Genomic DNA, 19,143 nt, shown 5'->3' with positions numbered 1-19,143 from the left:
TCGACTATCCGCGCTCTCAGCTGATCCATAGGCTTCGGAACCAAACAGGGGTCTCTTCGAGGCCCCTCAGAATTGAGGAGAACGATGTCCACACTCCGCACCACCTCCTGCCGTTCGCGGAAACGCGCACTCACGGCCGGGCTTGCCCTGTCGATCGCACTCGGCGCCGCGGTACTCGTGCCCGGTGTCGCCACAGCCGCGCCGTACCCCACGGCGAAGGCCCCTGCCGTTGAGGCCACCCCCGGCCCGCTCATGAACTACGCCATCAACGTGCGCATCGTCAACCGCGGCCAGACGCTCAAGGTCGAGCGCGCTGTTGCCGCGGCCGGCGGCAGCGTGATCGAGTCGTACGCCGAGATCGGCGTCGTTATCGCGCAGTCCGACAACGCCGCATTCGCGGCATCCGTCGCCACCGAGAAGGCCGTGCTGTCGGTCGGCGCGACGCGCACCGCACCCGTCGCAGCCACCGATCCGACGTACGGGGTGAGCGACCCGCTGGCTCCCGGTGAATCCGGCAACCGCCGCTCCGCGAACCAGACCAAGGACATGGGCGTCGAGGCCGAGGTGAACGTGGTCGCCGACCCGTCCGAGAACCGCCAGTGGGACATGGCCGCAATCGGCGCGACCGCCGCGCACGAGATCACCGACGGCAGCCGTGACGTTCTCGTCGCGGTGATCGATTCCGGCATCCAGGGCGACCACCCCGACCTCGCCGCGAACGTCGACGTGGCCGCCTCGGCCAGCTGCCTGAGCGGCGTGGCCGACAGCAGCTACGAGTCGTGGCAGCCAACGACCAGCTCGCACGGCACGCACGTCGCGGGAACCATCGCGGCAGCCCGCAACGGCATCGGCATCGTCGGCGTCGCACCGAACGTGCGCGTGTCCGCGGTGAAGGTCGTCAACGACGACGGGTTCATCTACCCGGAGGCGGCCATCTGCGGCTTCATGCACGCGACCGAGACCGGTGCTGACATCACCAACAACAGCTACTACATCGACCCGTGGGAGTTCTGGTGCGACAACAGCGCCGACCAGAGCGCCGTGAAGACCGCAGTCAACCGCGCCGTGCAGTACTCGCAGGGCAAGGGCGTCCTGAACGTCGCCGCAGCCGGCAACTCGGCGCTGGACCTTGCCAACAAGACGGTCGATTCGGGCAGCCCGAATGACACGGTGCCGGTCACGCGCTCCGTGGCCACCGGATGCCACGACATCCCCGCCGAGCTCGACGGCGTCGTGACGGTCTCCTCCACCACCTCCACGGGCGCCAAGTCGGGCTTCTCCAACTACGGTCTGGGTGTCATCGACATCGCGGCCCCCGGCTCGTCGATCCTCTCGACAGTTGCCGGCGGCGGATACGGCACCTCCTCCGGCACCTCGATGGCGTCGCCGCACGTTGCGGGCGTCGCCGCGCTGCTGAAGTCGGTGCACCCGGAGCACTCGGGCCTCGGGCTCGGCCAGGTGCTCTACGCCCAGGCCACGGATGTCGCCTGCCCGACCGGATCGGCGCAGTGCACCGGCCCGGTCACGAACAACGGCTTCTTCGGAGAGGGCCTGGTCAACGCACTCAAGGCGGTGCAGTGAGCTGAGCAGATCTGAGCTGCGCTGAGCAGTTCTGAGCTCGGCTGAAAGGGTCTGGGGCGTGTCGGCGAGAGCCGGCACGCCCCAGACTTGTTTGTCGGCCCTCGTCCCGGAAGAGGTCCAGCGTGCCGACGCCGACCCGAAGGAGAACGTGGGGATGAACCGCGCTGCGGCCAGATCAGGGTGAAAGCGGTGCACGGCATCCGCTCCTCGAGGTCCGGCCCAACCGAGCGGTCACCCGATGCGCGTCGACCGGCAGCGGCCCTGATCAGCCGACGTGCTGGTCGAACAGGATGATGTTGCCGTCCGGGTCGCGCAGCATGAAGCTGCCGGGCCCGCTCGCCGTCTCATCGGCCTCGGAGAGGAAATCCATCCCCCGCTCCTTCAACGACTTCTGCAGGCTCCTGACATCCTCGAAATCGTCGAGCGGCTCGGCCGTGGCCGACCAGCCCGGATTGAAGGTGAGCAGGTTGCTGTCGAACATGCCATGGAAGAGCCCGATGGTCGTGCTGCCGTTGCGGAGGATCAGCCAGTTCTGCGCGGCGTCCCCCATCACCTGCTCGAAGCCGAGCGCCTCGTAGAAGTCCTGGGACGCCTGCACGTCCGCGACGGCCAAGCTGACCGAGAATGCCCCGAGTTCCATGTCGTCCTTCTTTCTGATCGGTGCGGCTGATCTGGTGCCGCTGATCTGGTGCCGCTCATTCGGTGCCGCGCGCGGCGTTCTCGGCGGCGATCAGCCGGTTCGCCGCATCGATCAGGGAGAGGTGCGTGAAGGCCTGCGGGAAGTTACCCAGGTGCGCGCCGGTTGCGGCGTCGATCTCCTCCGCGTAGAGCCGAAGGGGACCGGCGAAGCTGAGCATCCGCTCGAAGAGGGCCTCCGCGGCATCCACCTCGCCGACCACGGCGAGCGCCGACACCAGCCAGAACGAGCAGATCGAGAATGTCCCCTCCTCGCCGCTCAGCCCATCCTCGGTGCGATCGACCCGGTAGCGCAGCACCAGCCCCTGCTCGGTCAGCTCCTCGGCGATCGCCAAGACGGTGGCCCGCACCCGCACGTCCTCCGGCGGCAGGAACCCCATCAACGGCAGCAACAGGAGCGAGGCGTCCAGCTCGGTCGAGCCGTAGTGCTGGGTGAACACGCCCCGCTCATCGACGCCTCTGGCGCAGATCTCCTCCTTGAGTGCGTCGGCGCCGGCCTGCCAGCGCTCGGCCCGCTCCCGGTCGCCGCGGGCGCGAGCGATGCGGATGCCGCGATCGGCGGCGACCCAGCACAGCACCTTGGAGGCGACGAAGTGCTGCGGGGCGCCGCGCATCTCCCAGATGCCTTGGTCGGGTTCCGTGCTCTTCACGAGCGCCGTGTCGACCAGCGCGCTGAGCCGCGCCCAGATGTGCGGGGCGATCTGCCCTCCCCCGCGCAGGTGCTCTTCGACGGCGTCGAGGAGCATCCCCCAGACGTCGTGCTGGTGCTGGTCGAACGCCCCATTGCCGGTGCGCACCGGGCGGGAGCCGCGGTAGCCGGAGAGGTGGTCCAGGGTGTGCTCGGTCAGGTCGCGCTCGCCGCCGATGCCGTACATGATCTGCAGCGACCAGGGGTCGGCCGGGTCCGGCTCCGAGACGGCGTCGATGATGAAGGCGAAATACTCGAACGCCTCCCAGTCGAGGCCGAGACTGTGCAGCGCCCGCAGCATGAAGGCGGTGTCCCTGATCCAGGTGAATCGGTAGTCCCAGTTGCGCTCGCCGCCCGGCGTCTCGGGCAGGGAGGTTGTCGCGGCCGCCATGATCGCCCCGGTGGGGGCGTAGCTCAGGCCCTTCAGCGCCAGCGCGCTGCGCTCCATGTACGGGCGGAAGCGGTGGTCGGGGAAGCGCGCCATGCTGATCCACGACCGCCAGAACGACTCGGTGTACGCCAGCTGCTCCCTGGCCTCTGCGAGATCGCCCGGGAAGGCATCGCCCCAGCTCAGCGCGGCGAAGGCGCTGTCGCCCGCCTCCAGCGTCTTCCGCCCATAGCTGCGCGCACCGAGCAGGCCCAGCGGCACACTGCTGTTCAGCGTGAGCGTGAGGCCAGCGGCATCCACGCTCGTGCGGGTGAACCCCTCCCCGTCGTAGTTCCACTGTCCAGACACCCGCCCGTAGTCGAACAGGGGGAAGCAGCTGAGGTCGAGCTCAACCCGGCCGTCGAAGCAGTGGGCTATGCGGAGCAGGGTGCGTTGCGCGCTGGCGTCGCCGGGCGAGCGCCGGGTGTCGCCGCGCCGGATCGAGGCGACGGGGCCGAGCACGAGCGCATCGGTGACGGTGAGCCAGCCGGTCGCCGTGTGCCAGGTGGTCTCCAGCACCATGGTGCCCGGCAGGTAGCGGCGCTGCTGGGGCACCCGGGCTCCGGACGGCCCGAAGCGGAAGCTCCCGGCCGAGCGGTCGAGCAGCGCGCCGAAGACGCTCGGCGCGTCCGGGCGCGGCAGGCAGAGCCACTCGACGCCCCCATCCGGCGCGATGAGCGTGCTCACCTCGCAGTCGGAGAGGAAGGCGTAGTCGGCAATGGGCGGGAAGGGCATCCGGATGCTCCCAGGTGTGCGTGTGACCGGCGGGCTGCTGCCAGCACGCTACGTCGGTGGCGCGGCGCTGTCCAGCGCTCTGGTGCGCACTCCCCTCGCGGCATCCGGGCCCCGCTGGCAGACTGGGCGTGTGAACACCATCACCCCCGTGCTGGGAGACATCACGCAGCAGAACGTCGATGCGATCGTCAACGCCGCGAACAACGCCATGCGCGGCGGCGGCGGGGTCGACGGCGCCATCCATCGTGCAGGCGGCCCGGCGATTCTGCGCGACTGCATCGCGCGGTTCCCGCACGGCCTCGAGACCGGTGATGCCGGGTGGACGACGGCCGGAGAGCTGCAGGCCCGCTGGGTCATCCACACGGTCGGCCCGAACTACGCAGCCGGGCAACGCGATCGGGCCCTTCTCCTCCGCTGTTACCGGCGCTGCTTGGAGGTCGCCGACGAGCTCGGGGCGCACAGCATCGCGTTCCCGCTGATCAGTGCCGGCGTCTACGGCTGGCCGCGCGAGGACGCGATCGCCGTGGCCATCGAGGCCATCACCGGCACGCCAACGCACCTCGACGAGGTGCGCCTCGTGGCGTTCTCCCGGGACACCCACGACGCCGTGCTCCAGCAACTTTCCGGGTAGTCTCCGGAGGTCCTGACGTACGATGGCTGAAGTACTGTTCTTGCAACGGCACGATTTTGAGGTGTATCTACCATTCGCTCCCCGGCGAAAACGGCGGCACAAACCGTCGCGGCACAGCCGCCAGGGAGGAGCGCCACAATGGCGGGATACGACAGTCAACTCGAGGCGGAGGCGTCGACGGACGCGGCTGCAGGGCCAGAGCTCGCTGCAGAGCTGCAGGCCCTCGAACCGACCGGCACGCGGCCGACCCGGCTGATCCACGCCGCCGGCCTCTCCTACTTCCCCGTGGCCTTCGTGGCGCGTATGCCGTTCGCGATGATGGTGGTCGGCGTGCTGACCCTCGTCGTCGCGGCGCGCGGTTCCATCGCGCTCGGCGGCATCACGTCCGCGGCCGTCGGGCTCGGGACGGCGCTGCTCGGCCCGGTGCTCGGCATGGCCGTCGACCGCTTCGGGCAGCGCCGGGTCGTGCTCGTCGCCGCGATCGGCAACAGCCTCGCCCTGCTCGCCTTCGCCTGGGCGGCCTTCGCCCCCGTACCCGATCTGGCACTGCTCGGCGTCGCCTTCCTCGTCGGCGCCACCGCACCCCAGGTGTCCCCGCTCTCGCGCAGCCGCCTGGTGGGCATCATCCAGACGGCGCTGCCCCGCGGCGTCCGGGCGAAGACCCTGAACGGCACGATGGCCTACGAGTCTGCCACCGACGAGATCGTCTTCGTGTTCGGCCCGGTCATCGTCGGACTGCTCGCGACGACCATGAATCCGGCCGCACCGATCATCGGCGCCGCCGTGCTGACGCTGATCTTCGTGACCGCCTTCGCCTTCCACAAGAGCTCGCGCGTCGCCTCAGACGCCCAGACCACGGATGCCGCCGCCCGGGCGCCGTTCCGCGAGCTGCTGAAGCCGCGGATGCTCGTGCTCGTGCTCGGCGTCCTGGGCATGGGCCTCTTCTTCGGCGCCATGCTCACCGCGCTCACCGCGTTCATGGACGAGGTCGCGCGCCCCGAGGAGGCCGGCGTGCTCTACGGGGTGATGGGCATCGGTTCGGCGATCCTCGCCCTCAGCGCGGCCGCCTTCTCCCCCCGCTTCTCGATGCGGGCCCGCTGGCTCGTCTTCTCGCTGGCCCTCGTGGCCGGCGCGGTCATCGCGGCATCCGCCACCACCATCCCCGTCATGATCCTCGCCCTGGCCCTCGGCGGCATCGGCGTCGGGCCGACCCTGGTGACGATCTACGGGCTCGTCGCGGCGCGCACCCCCGCCGGCCGTTCGGCCACGGCCATGACGATCGCGGGCTCGGCGATCATTGTCGGCCAGGCGTCCTCCTCGGCATTCGTGGGGATCCTCGCCGAGGATGCCGGCGCACAGCTCGCGCTGCTCGTGCCGCTCGCCGCCGCCCTGGTGGTGCTCCTCGCGGGCGCGGCCAACTGGGTCATCAGCTCACGGGATGCGACGCGCTGAGGGTACAGCGAACCCGCAACACACTCCCACTTCATCCCCAGCGGCTCGGCCCACGATCAAGAGTGGAGAGGAGCCGCCATGTCCGAGCGACCCCAAAACTGGACCCAGATGATCATCGACGAATTCCGGGCGAACAACGGCACCGTGACAACGGCCGGGTTCGGGCGGAGACTCGTGCTGCTCCATCAGCGCGGCGCTCAGACCGGTGTCGAGCGCATCACTCCGGTGACCGGCATCCGCAGCGACGAGAACACGTGGCTGGTCGCGGCTTCCCAGAGCGGATCCTCGAAGAACCCGCACTGGTACTACAACCTGCGCGCCCATCCCGATGTGATGATCGAGACGCCGGATGCCGGGATCGTGCCCGTGCGCGCACGCGAACTGCCCCGCGCCGAGCGCGATGCCGCCTGGCCGCTGTTTGTGGCGGCGAATCCCGCCTTCGCCGAGTATGAGAACCGCACAAGTCGTGTCATCCCCGTGTTCTCGCTGACCCGGCGGCGCGGGGCCTGACGTGCTCGAATGAACCTGTCACAAAAGTGACGAAATCTCTTGTTTTCATCGCAGTGAATGACTAGAATTGGGGCATGCGCAGAAGCATGAAAACCCCGGTCGAGAACCCTTTCGGCGATCCCGGGGCGCTGCTTCTGGAGGACGAGATCCCGCCCGAGCCGGACTGGGCATATCTGGACTCTCCCCGGCCCTCCGCACCCGTCGAATCCGTGCCCGTTCTGGCCTCCCCGGTGGAGTCCGTCGGGTACGCCATCGACTCAGCACTGGAGGCCCAGCACGCCGGGAACCGGGCCATGGCCACCCAGCTGGCCGCCCTCGCCGCCGTGTTGAACACCAGCCGGGCCCACCTGTCCGTCTACCTGCAGCCCGGCGGCCTGGCCGAACCGGATGCGGTCGAGCTGGCCGCCCGTGCCGCCGCGCTGGACGCCGCCCTCCAGCTGAACCTCACCCCGAACCAGGTCCGCGACCGCGCCTACGAGGGCCAACTCCTGCAAGAGAAGCTGCCGGCGTTCTGGGAACTGTTCCGGCTCGGCCTGACCAGCTACGCCCACGCCCAGGCCGCCGTGCAGTTCGCGAACGGACTGGACGAGCCGGACGCGGTCGCTGAGTACGACAGCACCCTCGCTGCCGCGGCCCCCACCCTGACGCCGGCCGCGTTCCGGACGAAGGCCCGGGTTCTGCAACAGCGCCTCCTCGCCGAGCCGCCCGCCGCCCGCACCGCCCGCGCCCTGACGGAACGCCGGGTCTGGGTGGAGCCCGCCGAGGACGGAATGGCCTGGCTGCATGCCCTGATCAGCGCCCCCGACGCCATCCGCGTCAAAGCCCGCCTGAACTCCACCGCCCGCAACGTGCAGAAGCAGGAGAAGCAGGCCGATCGCATCGCTCGGGAGGCGGGAACCAACCGCGCGTCGCGGCGCACCCGGCCCCAGATTCGGGCCGACCTGGCCGTGGCCTGGCTGGCCGGGGACGGCACCCCGACCGCCGCGAAGGTCCGGCCGATCCTGCTCGTGCCGATCCTCAGCATGCTCGGCACAGTGGGCCAGGACGGGCAGCTGCCGGTGCTGCACGGCTACGGCCCGATCGACCCGGCCACTGCCGCGGGGCTCTTCGACGACGCCCCCGCCTTCCGCAGGATCGGCACCGACCCGATCAGCGGCGAGATCCTCGACCTGGACCGCACCGCATACCGGCCCACGAAGGCGCAGCGCGACTGGCTCACCGTCAAGTACGGCCGCTGCGCCAGGCCCGGCTGCGACTGCGACGCCGCCACCGCCGACATCGACCACCTCCGGGAATGGGCTCGCGACCACGGGCCGACGAACATTCGAAATCTGATCCCGCTCTGTCCTCCAGAGCACCGGCTGAAAACCCTCACCAAGATCCGCATCAGTCGCGACCGCGACGACGGCGACGCCCTCACCATCCACACCCCCACCGGTTACACCGCCCGCTACACGCCGACCGCTTACCCGGACGACTCCGCTTTCTAGCGCAACCACCGCCCCCGGCCGTGTCAGGGCTTCGGTCGCTGGCGCTCCCTCCAGCCGACGTGGGAAATCACGGGCCGGCTCCTCCCCACGTCGTGTCCAGCGGGCCCAGTCCTCCCCACGTCGGGTCCAGCGGGCCCGCTCCTCCCCCGTCGGGTCCAGCGGGCCCACCCCTCCCCACGTCGGGTCCAGCGGGCCCACTCCTCCCCCGTCGGGTCCAGCGGGCCGGCACCTCCCCACGTCGGCTCGAGGGGGCCGCGCCGCGACGAAGGAGCAGCGCAGCCCCCGAAGCCCGGGAGCCAACACGAAAACAGCCGTCCGCAGCACCCGCGCGCAGCGCCCCTCCCCCGGCCGTGTCAGGGCTTCGGTCGCTGGCGCTCCCTCCAGCCGATGTGGGGAATCGCGAGGACGCGCTACGCGGCCGCGCCTCGGCGGTCCAGCGCCTCGCCGTCCAGGCGGAACCGCGTCCACTCGTCCATGCCCACGGCGCCGAGCGCGCGGTAGAAGCCGATGGCCGGCTCGTTCCAGTCGAGCACGTCCCACTCCAGCCGGGCGTAGCCGCGCTCCACGCACAGGGCTGCCAGATTCAGCAGCAGTGCTTTGCCGAGGCCCCGGCTGCGGTACTCGGGGCTGACGTAGAGGTCCTCCAGATGGATGCCGTGCACGCCCTCCCAAGTGGAGAAGGTCAGGTACCAGATCGAGATCCCGGCCAGTTCGCCCGGCCGGTCGCCGTCGACGACGTGCGCAAAGACCATCGGGTTCTCCGCGAACAGCGCCCGCTGCAGGGATTCCTCCGTGGCCACGACGGCATCCGGCTCCTTCTCGTAGACCGCCAATTCGACGATCAGCCGCAGGATCTCGGCGATATCGGATGGGGTGGCAGGACGCAGAGAACTCATGCATTCAGCGTAGCGGCGCGCTGTGGGCGGAACGCTCCGTGCGCACCGCTCAGAACGCGCTGCGCCTATTCGAGCGCCTCGAGCGCGACGGCGACGTCGTCACGGGAGCCCACCTGCAACTTCAGCAGCACCTTGGCCGCGTGGCTCTCGACGGTGCGCTTGGAGATGGAGAGTCGCCGTGCGATCTGGGCGTTCGAGAAGCCGAGCGCCAGCAATTCGGCGAGCTGTTGCTCGCGGGCGGTGAGCCCGCTGAGGGCCTGCCCGGAGGGGATCACCAGTCCACGCCGCGCCAAGGCCCGCGCGGCGGACCCGGTCGAGCGGGCACCGCCTGCTGCGATGTGCTCGCAGCTCGCCAGCAGCAACCCCGCCAGCGGCGCGTCGATCCGGTTGGCCATTTCCCGAGCGCGTGCCTCGTCATCCGGGTTCAAGCCACCGCCCGTGCACAGCGCGACGGCGTGCAGCGCACGCAACTCCATCAACGCGAACCCGCGCTCGCGGGCGAGCTCGGCGAGGGCCGTTGCCTCGGCCAGCTCCTCGCCGCCCGGCGCGTAGAGCGCGGCGAGCAGCAGGTTGTAGCGGGCCGGCAGCTCAAGCAGCCGGCTGGAGCGCTCACCGAGCGCCTCGAACTGAGCCCGGGTGACGGCCGAGCCCTCGTGGTCGCCGGTCGCGGCCTGCGCCAGCGCCAGCGACGCGAGCAGGAGACCTTCGGAGCCGGTGCCGGTGAAGTCGTCGAGCTCGGCGCAGGCGATGCTGAGGTTGCGCACCGCGCCCTCCCACTCGCCCTGGCTGATCGCCAGCAGCCCGCGGCCGAAGGCAACGAGAGTGTTGCGCACCCGCACATGGCCGGGATTGCGGTCCATGGCGACGTTGAGGAAGCCGTAGATGATGCTCGCCTCGCGGGTGTTGCCGGTGAACAGGTCGGCCAGGCACCACGCGCCGACCATGTCGCCGACGGCCAGCGGATGCCGCTTGATCGACCGCATCGCCAGTCCGAGCTGTTGCCGGCCGACCGCTCTGGCGCGCTTGGTCTCGCCGCGCTGGGCGAGCGAGATCACCAGTGTCGAGGCCAGCGGGAGGAAATCGGCGGAGGAGTGCATCGCCGCATACAACTCGCTCTGCAGCCGGACCGACTCGGTCATCTCGCCCGCGTAGCTCAGGTAGATTCCCCGGGCGATCGCGAGGCGCCGAACGGAGTGGGCCTCGGCCGAATCCGCTTCTGCCAGGCGCTCGGCCCAGTCCAGGATGCGGAGCGCGTCGCGCCAGTTGCCCTGCGGGAGCACGAGGGCGTCGGCCACGACGAGGGCGTGCCCGATGGCCAGCTCGGCCCGGGCGGCACTGGCCGGCATCCGCTCGATGATCTCTCGTGCGCTGGTCGCATCGGACAGCACCGCGTTCGGGGCATTGCTGAAGCGGTGCGCCTCGATGCGGTTGTTCAGGGCAGCCACCCGCACGGCGTCATCCGCGGCCGGGTGCTGGATCAGGGCAGAGTCGAGCAGGATCCGGAACTCGTAGTCGGCCAGCTGCTCGACCAGGGCGAAGGCCCGCTGCAGGATGTCGAGCGGAACGGCGCAGCCGCCGCCGATTCCCCACGAGACGAGCGAGAGCAGCTCGGAGCTCTCGCCGTTCCAGCGGGACGGCGTCGCACCGCTCCCCTGCGCGAGCGCGGCGTCGTACATCGCGCGGAGGCGCGCCATTCGCTGCACGGGGCGCACCAAGGCGGCCATCACCTCGCCGGAGAGCGGGTGGGCGACCGTCGCGACGACCTGCCGGCTGTTGTCGTGCATCCCGTGGAAGGCGACGAGGCCGTCCACGGCGAGCTCGTCGAGCACGGCCGGCTCGAACTGGGTGCAGAGCAGCGCGAGCGACACGGGCGCGCAGAGCGCGATCGTCTCGTAGGCCGCCAACTTCTCCGGCGAGAGCTGGGCAAGCTCCGAGCGAAGGATGTCGCCGAGCGAGGTGTCCGCGGGGAACGGCCGCCGCCAGACCCACAGGCCCTGTCGAAGCTCCAGCGCCTCGGAGCGTTCCAGGCTGCGCAACAGCTCGATCAGGAACAGCGCGTTGCCGCCCGTCGCCTCGGCCAGTCGCTGCACGGCATCGGGGGCGAGCAGCTTCGGCGCCAGCAGCTCCCCTGCGATCTCGGAGATCTCGGCGCGGGTCAGCTCGGGAACGTCGATGCGGGCGAGGATCCCGTCCCGCCAGGCGCGGGTGAGCGCGGGGGTGAGCCCGGGGGTGCTGCGACAGCTGAGCACGACGCGCACATCGGTGCGGGAGAGCAGGTACTCGACGACGAGCGCGCTGAGGTTGTCGAGCAGCGGGACGTCATCGATCATGATCACGAGCTGCGCCGGGCCGGGTTTGCGGCCGCCGTCTGCGCCGGCGTGTTCGAGGCAGGCCTTCACGAGGGCCTGCGCGATGCGGTCCGGGCTCTCGCCGGCCAGCGCGTCGTAGTCGCGCAGCGCGGGAATGAAGACGGCCAGCGGGGACTGCCTCGTCGCGGTGGTGGCCGCGAAGTGCACAGCGTGGAGTGCCGGGTTCTCGCTGGTGAGCCGCACCAGGGCGTGCACGCCGAGCGCCGTCTTGCCTGCGCCCCCGGCGCCGAGGAGCACGACGTTGTTGCCCGGCGCGCCCAGTGCTGCGGTGACCTCGGCGCTCAGCTCGCTGCGCCCCCAGAACTGCGAGACGCGCTCCAGCGCCATCGACCAGCGCATCGACCCCATCATGGGCCATCTCCGACAGTCATTTCCGCTCGCACAACCACGCACTCCGCCCGACAGGCGAGATACCTGCGGTTCCAGAGTAGAAGACGAGTACACCCCCTGTGTTCGAGTGCGGGCCATGCGCCGCGTTCCGCAGCGAATTCACCCCCGTTCTGGGGTCGGAACCGTGCCGCGGGCAACCTGGCCTGCGCCGGGAATCGCGGCGGCCGTCTAAATGGGGCAGGAAAGTACACGCCACGTGCACTCTAGGTAGCAAAGTTTCTTCTAGTGTTGTCTTCATCGACCAACGCGCATGCGCCCCGTCGTCACCGCTCCGTTTCCACCGAGGAGAACCATGCCAGCATCCGAAGCCCGCGCCACGGTCGCCACGGTCGCCACGGAGCGCGCCGTGCTCGTGCGCATGCGAGCCGTGCTGCCCGAGCTGCGCCCGAGCGAACAGCGCATCGCCGCGCTGTTCCTCGCCGACCCCGGCGCGATCGCCGAGCTCTCCATCGGCGAGCTGGCCGCCCGCAGTGACACCTCGACCACCTCGGTGGTGCGCTTCTGCAAGCGCATGGGCTACGGCCATCTCAAAGAGCTGCGCATGGACGTGCTGCGCGACGTGACACGCGAGCGCTTCGAGACGGCGGGGCTGCCGGAGGTCTCCGGCGACGTCGACCGCGACGACAGCCTGGAGGACATCGTGGCCAAGGTGTCGCTGGCCGAGACGCTCTCCATCGCCGACACGGCAAAGGTGCTCGATGTGCCGGCCCTCCAGGCGGCCGTCGACGCGGTCGGCAGCGCGCACCGGGTCGACATCTTCGGCCTCGGCGCGAGCTCCTTCGTCGGCCTCGACCTGCAGCAGAAGCTCACCCGCATCGGGCGCACCGCCCTGAACTGGTCAGACTCGCACGCGGCGTGGACCTCGGCGACGACCATGCGCAGCGGGGCCGTGGCCATCGCCGTCTCGCACAGCGGCAGCACCGTCGACACCGTCGAGTTCCTCTCCATCGCCCGGGCCGCGGGGGCGACCACCATCGCCATCACCAACCATGAGGGCTCGCCGATCGTCGAGCACGCCGACATCGTGCTCACGACGGCGGCCCGCGAATCCGTGTTCCGCTCGGGCGCGCTCGGCAGCCGCATCGCCCAGCTCATGGTCGTCGACTGCATCTTCATCGGCGTGGCCCAGGCCAGTTATGAGGAGTCGATGGAGGCCATTCGCAACACGTACGCGGTCGTGCACAACCTCCGCACACGGCGCTCATGAGCGTCGCGGCCCGGCCCCGCACACCGTCCACCAGCCAGCCCCGCACACCGTCAGGAATCACCCTCGTATGACCGCCTCAGCCACCGCCATCCGCTCCGCCGTCTCCGCCGGCGACGAGTCGCTCGCCGCCGCGCTCGAGCAGGCCATCGGCGCCCCGCGCGAGGGCGGCGCACGCACGGTGAGCGTCGCCGAGTTCGACCGGATTGTGGCCGGCGTCGACGCCTCCCACGTGCTGCTCACCCCCGAGGCCGTCGTCACCCCGCAGACCCTCGAGCAGGTGGCCGCCGTGCTCGGCTTCGCCGCGGCCGCCGGGCGGCACGTGACGGTCCGCTCCGGCGGCACGAGCCTCTCCGGGCAGGCCTCCGGCGACGGCATCCTGCTCGACACCCGGTCGGCGTTCCGCCGCATCGACGTGGAGGACGGCGGCGCCCGGGTGCGCGTGCAGCCGGGCGCCACCGTGCGCCAGGTGAACGCCCGACTGATCCGGCATGGGCGCAAGCTCGGCCCGGACCCGGCGAGCGAGATCGCCGCGACCATCGGCGGTGTCATCGCCAACAACTCCAGTGGCATGGCCTGCGGCACCCACCAGAACAGCTACCGCACGCTGGCCTCGCTGACCTTCGTGCTGCCGAGCGGCACCATCGTCGACACGGCCCGTCCAGACGCCGATGCCCGGCTGGCCAGCGCCGAGCCCGCGCTGCACGCGGGCCTCACCCGGCTGCGCGATGAGATCCGCGGCCGCGCCGACCTCGTCGCCGAGATCGAGCGGCAGTACCGCGGCAAGAACACCATGGGCTACGGCCTGAACTCCTTCCTCGACTTCGGCGAGCCCGTGCAGATCCTGGCCCACCTGCTGGTGGGCAGCGAGGGCACGCTCGGCTTCGTCGCGGAGGCCGTCTTCGACACGGTGACGATCGCGCCCGCCATCGGCACCGCCCTGCTCGTGTTCGACAGCCTCGACGCGGCGACCGGGATCCTGCCCGTGCTGGTCGCCACCGGCGCGGCCACCCTGGAGCTGATGGATGCCGCGTCGCTCCGCGTCATCCAGGCCGACCCGACTGCCGCGGGCATCATCGACGACGTCGTCGTCGCGGGCCACGCCGCCCTGCTGGTGGAGTACCACGGGGCGGATGACGCAGACCTCGCCGCCCAGATCGAGCGCGCCGGGGTGGCGCTGGCCGCCGCCGGCGCCCCCGCGCTCGATGTCACCCGCGACGCCACGGAGCGTGCCAGGCTCTGGCACTTCCGCAAGGGGCTGTACGCCGCCATCGCCGGCGCCAGGAAGCCCGGCACGACGGCCCTGCTCGAGGACATCGCGGTGCCCGTCGAGCAGCTGGCCGGCACCTGCGCGGCCCTGCAGGTGCTGTTCGAGCGCCACGGCTACGACGACGCCGTCATCTTCGGCCACGCCAAGGACGGCAACATCCACTTCCTGCTCACCGAGGACTTCACCGCCGACGGGGCCATCGAGCGCCAGGCCCTCTTCACCGAGGAGCTGGTCGAGCTCGTGCTCGGCGCCGGCGGAACGCTGAAGGCCGAGCACGGCACCGGCCGCATCATGGCCCCCTTCGTGGAGCGCCAGTTCGGCCCGGAGCTCTACGCCGTCATGCGCGAGGTCAAGCGACTCGCCGACCCCCGCGGCGTGCTGAACCCCGGAGTGCTGCTCACCGACTCCCCCACCTCCCATCTGGAGCATCTCAAGGTCACCCCGGAGGTGGAGGCCGAGGTCGACCGCTGCGTGGAGTGCGGCTACTGCGAGCCGGTCTGCCCGAGCAAGGACGTCACCCTGACTCCCCGGCAGCGCATCGCGGTGCGCCGGGCCAGGGCCGCGGCCCGCGCGCACGGCGACACGGCCCTGGATGCCCGGCTGGCCGCGGCCGAGCAGTACGCCTCGGTGGAGACCTGCGCGGCCGACGGCATGTGCCAGACCGCCTGCCCCGTGCTGATCAACACGGGCGACCTGGTGCGCCGGCTGCGCGAGCAGGACGCCAACGCCCCGACCCGCACCATCGCGGCCGGGGTGGCGAAGGCCTGGGGCGGCGTCAGCCGCGGGGCATCCGTCGCGCTCAGCGCCGCCAAGCTGGTGCCGCCCGTCGCGACCCTGGCCAGTGCCGCCGGCCGCGTGGTGCTCGGCAGCGACGTCGTGCCGCAGTGGAGCGGCGACCTGCCCCGCGGCGGCGCCAAGCGGGCACACGGCTCGCCGGCGACCGGCGACGCCGTCTTCTTCTCGGCCTGCGTCGGCTCCATGTTCGGGCCGGCCGACGGCAGCATGGGCGCCGCGGCCGCATTCCGGCTGCTCGCGGAGCGCGCCGGGGTGCAGCTGATCACCCCGGAGCGCATCGACTCGCTCTGCTGCGGCACGCCCTGGAAGTCGAAGGGCCTCGCCGACGGCTACCGCACGGCGATCGAGAACACCGTGCGGGCCTTGCTCGCCGCCTCGGAGGGCGGGTTCCTGCCGATCGTCTGCGACAACTCCTCCTGCACAGAGGGGCTGGTGCACGCGCTGGAGAACGTGGGCGAACTCGACGGGCGACCGGTGTCGCTCACGATCATCGACGCCGTCGACTTCGCCGCAGAGCAGCTGCTGCCCGGGCTGCCCATCACCGAGCAGATCGACTCGCTCGCGCTGCACCCGACCTGCTCCAGCACCCGCCTCGGCTCCAACGAGCACCTGCGTCAGCTGGCCGGGGCCGTCGCGGTCGAGGCCGTCGTTCCGGATGCCTGGGGCTGCTGCGCCTTCGCCGGCGACCGCGGGATGCTGCACCCGGAGCTGACTGCCTCGGCCACCGCCGCCGAGGCCGCCGAGCTTGCCGGGCGCGACTTCGATGCCCATGCCTCCTGCAACCGCACCTGCGAGATCGGCATGACCCGGGCCACCGGCGAGTCCTACGTGCACATCCTGGAGCTGCTGGAGCGCGCCACGCGGTAGTCGTGTCCTATTATCGAACTAGGTGACCGCATTTCGCGCGGATGCCGCGCACGAGCGACACAGGCAGAAGGGCCGGGCACCGATGGCAGAACAGGCCGCAACACAGGCCGGCTCGCAGACGCTGAGCCGCGGCATCCGGCTCTTGGAGATCCTCGCCAACGCCGACCGCAGCCTCTCCATCGCCGAGCTCGCCGCCGAGCTCGCTGTGCACCGCTCGGTGGCGTACCGGCTGCTGCGCACGCTCGAGGACCACGCCCTGGTCACCCGCGACGACGCCGGTTTGGTCGCCCTCGGCGCGGGCCTCGCCGCGCTCTCGTCCGGGGTGGCGCGCAACCTGCAGCAGGCGGCGCTGCCCGAGCTCAGCGAGATCGCCGACGAGCTCGGAATGACCTGCCTGCTTGCGGTGATGGTGGACGGCGGCGAGGCCGTCACGCTGGTCAGCGCCGCGCCGCGGCAGAGCGTCGCCGTGGTCTCCTACCGGCCCGGCCACCGCCACCCGCTCGGCCGCGGCGGCCCGGGCAAGGCGATCCTGCTCGGGATGCCGGAGCGCTCTTGGCCCGCCGAGATCGAGGCGGGCATGAGCGAGCAGCTGCGCGCGGAACTCGCGCGGGCGCGCCTCGCGGGCTACGCCTCCAGCCACGACGAGGTCGTGCCCACCCTCACCTCGATCGCCGTGCCGCTGGCCCTCGCCGGGCAGCCGCCCGCCTCGATCGCGGTGATCCACGTGGCGCTCACGCATCCGGAGTCCGTGATCGCAGAACGGCTGCAGCGCGGCGCGCAGAGCGTGGCGCGCGCCTACGGCGCCTGAGCAGGACGGCTCCCGCAGCGCCCGCCTGAGGGTTGAGGCAGCGCTGACGCGCGCATATGATTCGATCGTGGCTGAGTCCCAGCGTGTGCTGGCCAGAAGCAAAGTCGAGTTGGACAGACTGCTGCTGGAGGCAAAACTGGCGATACCCGCACCTCGGGCGGGGTTCGTCAGCCGCGCAGCGCTCATCGAATCCGCCCTCGAATCGCACCGCCGTGTCGTGACGGTGACGGCGCCATCCGGCTACGGCAAGTCCAGTTTCCTGGCCGAGTGGGCGGCGGCAGAGAAGCGCGGTGTCGGGTGGGTCTCGCTCGACCGGTTCGACGATGACGCCGTCAAACTGTTGACCCTGCTGGCCTCCGCGTTCGTGCGGGCGACGGGCGGGGACGGCCGGCTGATCGCCGATATGCGCGGCCACGGGGTCTCGGCACTCGGCCGCGCCGCCCCCCGCCTCGCGCTCGCGCTGCGCGAGAGCCGTCGCGACTTCGTGCTGATGATCGATGACCTGCACGAGCTCGCGACACCGGCCTGTCAGGACGTCTTGAGCGTGGTGATCGACGCCATCCCGCCCGGCTCGCAGATCGTGACGGCCAGCCGGCGCGAGCAACCCCACCTCGCCCGGCTCCGTGCCGCGGGGCAGACCGTGGAGTTCGGCGCCGACAGCCTCACGCTGGACGCGGACGGCGCGCGAAAGATCTTCGCAGAGGCCGCGGTGCCGTTGACGCCCGAGCTGGCCGATGCCGTCACCGAGCGCACGGAGGGCTGGCCCGTCGGCCTGTACCTGTCGGCCGTCATCGCACACGACAACGCAGAGGGGACGGCGTTGATCTCCGGCGACGACCGCTACGTCGCCGACTACCTGTACCGGGAATCGCTGGCCTCCCTCCCGGCGGACGTGCAGCGCTTCCTCCGCTGCACGGCCGTGCTCGACGAGTTCTCCGGCGAGCTGTGCGACGCGGTGCTCGATGTGCTGGGCTCGCAGGCACGCCTGCGCGAGCTGGAGGGCTCCAACGTCTTCCTGATCCCGCTGGACCGGCGCCGCGAGTGGTATCGCTACCACCCGCTGTTCCGGGAGTTCCTGCTCAGCGAGCTGCGCCGCGTCGACCCCGGCCGAGTCGCTGAGCTGCACGTGCGGGCCGCCGAGTGGTATGAGCAGAACGGCTCCCCGGAGAAGGCGATCGAGCACCTGTTGGAGACACCGGATCGCACGAACAGCGTGCGGCTCGTGACCGAGCACGCCATGGCGACCTTCCAGGCCGGGCAGATGGGAACCGTGCAGCGTTGGCTGGGCGAGCTCGGGCCCGTCACCGTCGAAAGTCACCCGCCGCTCGGGGTGCTGGCCGGCTGGATCGCCGTCATGTCCGGTCAGGCCATCGAGGCCGACCGGCTCGCCGCGATGCTGGAGTCGGCCTCATTCGCCCCGAAGCCCTTCGACGGTTCGGCGACGTTTGACTCCAGCCGGGCCATGCTCCGGGCGCTGATGTGCGCGTCCGGGCCGGAGCGGGCCGCGGCCGACGCCGCGTTCGCGCTCGCCCAGGAACCCTCGTGGAGCCCGTGGCGGGAGCAGGCGCTCTGCCAGGGCGGCGAGGCCGAGCTGCTGCGTGGCAACGCGGATGCCGCAGAGGCCCTGTTCGCCGAGGCGGCCGAGCTCGCCCGCCAGCACGACAACGCCGGAGTGCAGGCCCTCGCCGAAGCCGAGTGCGCGCTGATCGCGATGGACAGGGGCCGCTGGCCGGAGGGCGCGGCCCGGGTGGAGCGGGCACTCTCCTCCGTCGAGCTCCACCGCATCCAGGACTACGCGATCGCCGTGCCCGCCGTCGTCGCCGCCGCGCGGCTGGCTCTGCACGAGGGCGACCTGAGCCGCGCCGAGCGGGAACTGACCAGGGCGATGCGCGCGCGCCCCGTGTGCACGTACGCGGCGCCCGCGCTGGCGACCCGGGTTCGGCTCTCTCTCGCGAAGAGCTACTGGGCGATCGGCGACCATGCGACGGCGCGCCATCTCCTGCGCGAGATCGACGACATCCTGCTGCACCGCCCGGCGCTCGGCGCGCTGCTCGGCTCTGTCTCCGCCCTGCGGGACATCATCTCCTCCAGCGCGGCGGGCGCGGGCGGGTACTCGCCGCTGACCCCGGCGGAACTGCGCCTGCTTCCCTATCTGCAGACGCACCTGTCGATCCCGGAGATCGGCGCCAGGCTGTTCGTCTCCCGCAACACGGTGAGCACCGAGGTCGGATCGATTTACCGCAAGCTGGGCGTCTCGTCCCGGTCGGAGGCCGTCGATCGGGCAACGTCGATCGGGCTGCTCGGCAGCTAGCGGCGCCGGAACTCGGCCCGCTG

General features: G+C 71.0%; 13 protein-coding genes. 9 read left to right on the top strand and 4 right to left on the bottom strand.

The genetic code is table 11. The annotated features are described in order from the left end of the window. Nucleotides 1–84: 84 nt before the first annotated feature. Complete coding sequence (locus tag GY24_RS01935) at nucleotides 85–1,581, top strand: S8 family serine peptidase (RefSeq protein ID WP_104474123.1); 1,497 nt, start codon at nucleotides 85–87, stop codon at nucleotides 1,579–1,581. 265 nt (nucleotides 1,582–1,846) lie between these two features. Here the strand turns inward: GY24_RS01935 and GY24_RS01930 are convergent, their stop codons facing one another. Together GY24_RS01930 and GY24_RS01925 are read right to left on the bottom strand one after the other, a co-directional pair. Beyond that, the gene (locus tag GY24_RS01930) at nucleotides 1,847–2,221 is read right to left on the bottom strand and encodes a VOC family protein (protein WP_104474122.1); all 375 of its coding nucleotides are present in this window, start codon (nucleotides 2,219–2,221) and stop codon (nucleotides 1,847–1,849) included. 55 nt (nucleotides 2,222–2,276) lie between these two features. Continuing rightward, nucleotides 2,277–4,127: a glycoside hydrolase family 15 protein gene (locus GY24_RS01925; RefSeq protein ID WP_104474121.1), complete on the bottom strand. Its 1,851-nt coding sequence runs from the start codon at nucleotides 4,125–4,127 to the stop codon at nucleotides 2,277–2,279. A gap of 4 nt (nucleotides 4,128–4,131) precedes the next feature. Between GY24_RS01925 and GY24_RS01920 the strand changes: the two genes are divergently transcribed. From GY24_RS01920 to GY24_RS01905, 4 genes are all read left to right on the top strand, one after another. Continuing rightward, nucleotides 4,132–4,758: an O-acetyl-ADP-ribose deacetylase gene (locus GY24_RS01920; RefSeq protein WP_324778073.1), complete on the top strand. Its 627-nt coding sequence runs from the start codon at nucleotides 4,132–4,134 to the stop codon at nucleotides 4,756–4,758. Between the two features lie 138 nt (nucleotides 4,759–4,896). Then, a complete protein-coding gene (locus GY24_RS01915) occupies nucleotides 4,897–6,210 on the top strand; it encodes an MFS transporter (RefSeq protein ID WP_104474119.1) in 1,314 nt (437 codons plus the stop codon). A 78-nt stretch (nucleotides 6,211–6,288) separates the two neighbouring features. Then, on the top strand, nucleotides 6,289–6,720 hold the full coding sequence (locus GY24_RS01910; protein ID WP_104474118.1) for a nitroreductase/quinone reductase family protein: 432 nt from the start codon (nucleotides 6,289–6,291) through the stop codon (nucleotides 6,718–6,720). A 74-nt stretch (nucleotides 6,721–6,794) separates the two neighbouring features. Further along, complete coding sequence (locus GY24_RS01905) at nucleotides 6,795–8,210, top strand: HNH endonuclease signature motif containing protein (protein WP_104474117.1); 1,416 nt, start codon at nucleotides 6,795–6,797, stop codon at nucleotides 8,208–8,210. 410 nt (nucleotides 8,211–8,620) lie between these two features. Here the strand turns inward: GY24_RS01905 and GY24_RS01900 are convergent, their stop codons facing one another. Together GY24_RS01900 and GY24_RS01895 are read right to left on the bottom strand one after the other, a co-directional pair. Beyond that, nucleotides 8,621–9,106 carry a GNAT family N-acetyltransferase gene (locus GY24_RS01900; protein WP_104474116.1) on the bottom strand — a complete coding sequence of 162 codons (486 nt, stop codon included), beginning with the start codon at nucleotides 9,104–9,106 and terminating at the stop codon, nucleotides 8,621–8,623. 65 nt (nucleotides 9,107–9,171) lie between these two features. Next, a complete protein-coding gene (locus GY24_RS01895) occupies nucleotides 9,172–11,826 on the bottom strand; it encodes a helix-turn-helix transcriptional regulator (protein WP_161498662.1) in 2,655 nt (884 codons plus the stop codon). Nucleotides 11,827–12,157: 331 nt separating this feature from the next. Here GY24_RS01895 and GY24_RS01890 point away from each other — a divergent pair, with 331 nt between their 5' ends. The 4 genes from GY24_RS01890 to GY24_RS01875 all read left to right on the top strand — a co-directional run bounded on the left by GY24_RS01890 (nucleotide 12,158) and on the right by GY24_RS01875 (nucleotide 19,120). Next, the gene (locus tag GY24_RS01890; protein WP_104474114.1) at nucleotides 12,158–13,072 is read left to right on the top strand and encodes a MurR/RpiR family transcriptional regulator; all 915 of its coding nucleotides are present in this window, start codon (nucleotides 12,158–12,160) and stop codon (nucleotides 13,070–13,072) included. 67 nt (nucleotides 13,073–13,139) lie between these two features. Continuing rightward, nucleotides 13,140–16,001: an FAD-binding and (Fe-S)-binding domain-containing protein gene (locus GY24_RS01885; protein ID WP_104474113.1), complete on the top strand. Its 2,862-nt coding sequence runs from the start codon at nucleotides 13,140–13,142 to the stop codon at nucleotides 15,999–16,001. Between the two features lie 22 nt (nucleotides 16,002–16,023). Continuing rightward, on the top strand, nucleotides 16,024–16,809 hold the full coding sequence (locus GY24_RS01880) for an IclR family transcriptional regulator (protein WP_324778070.1): 786 nt from the start codon (nucleotides 16,024–16,026) through the stop codon (nucleotides 16,807–16,809). Between the two features lie 67 nt (nucleotides 16,810–16,876). Further along, the gene (locus GY24_RS01875) at nucleotides 16,877–19,120 is read left to right on the top strand and encodes a LuxR family transcriptional regulator (protein WP_104474111.1); all 2,244 of its coding nucleotides are present in this window, start codon (nucleotides 16,877–16,879) and stop codon (nucleotides 19,118–19,120) included. The last annotated feature ends 23 nt before the right edge of the window (nucleotides 19,121–19,143 follow it).

It is taken from the genome of Microterricola pindariensis, from assembly GCF_002936985.1.
Taxonomy (GTDB): Bacteria; Actinomycetota; Actinomycetes; order Actinomycetales; family Microbacteriaceae; genus Microterricola; species Microterricola pindariensis.
Note: the sequence above shows the minus strand (reverse complement) of the source record. Positions and strands in the feature narration are given on the sequence as shown.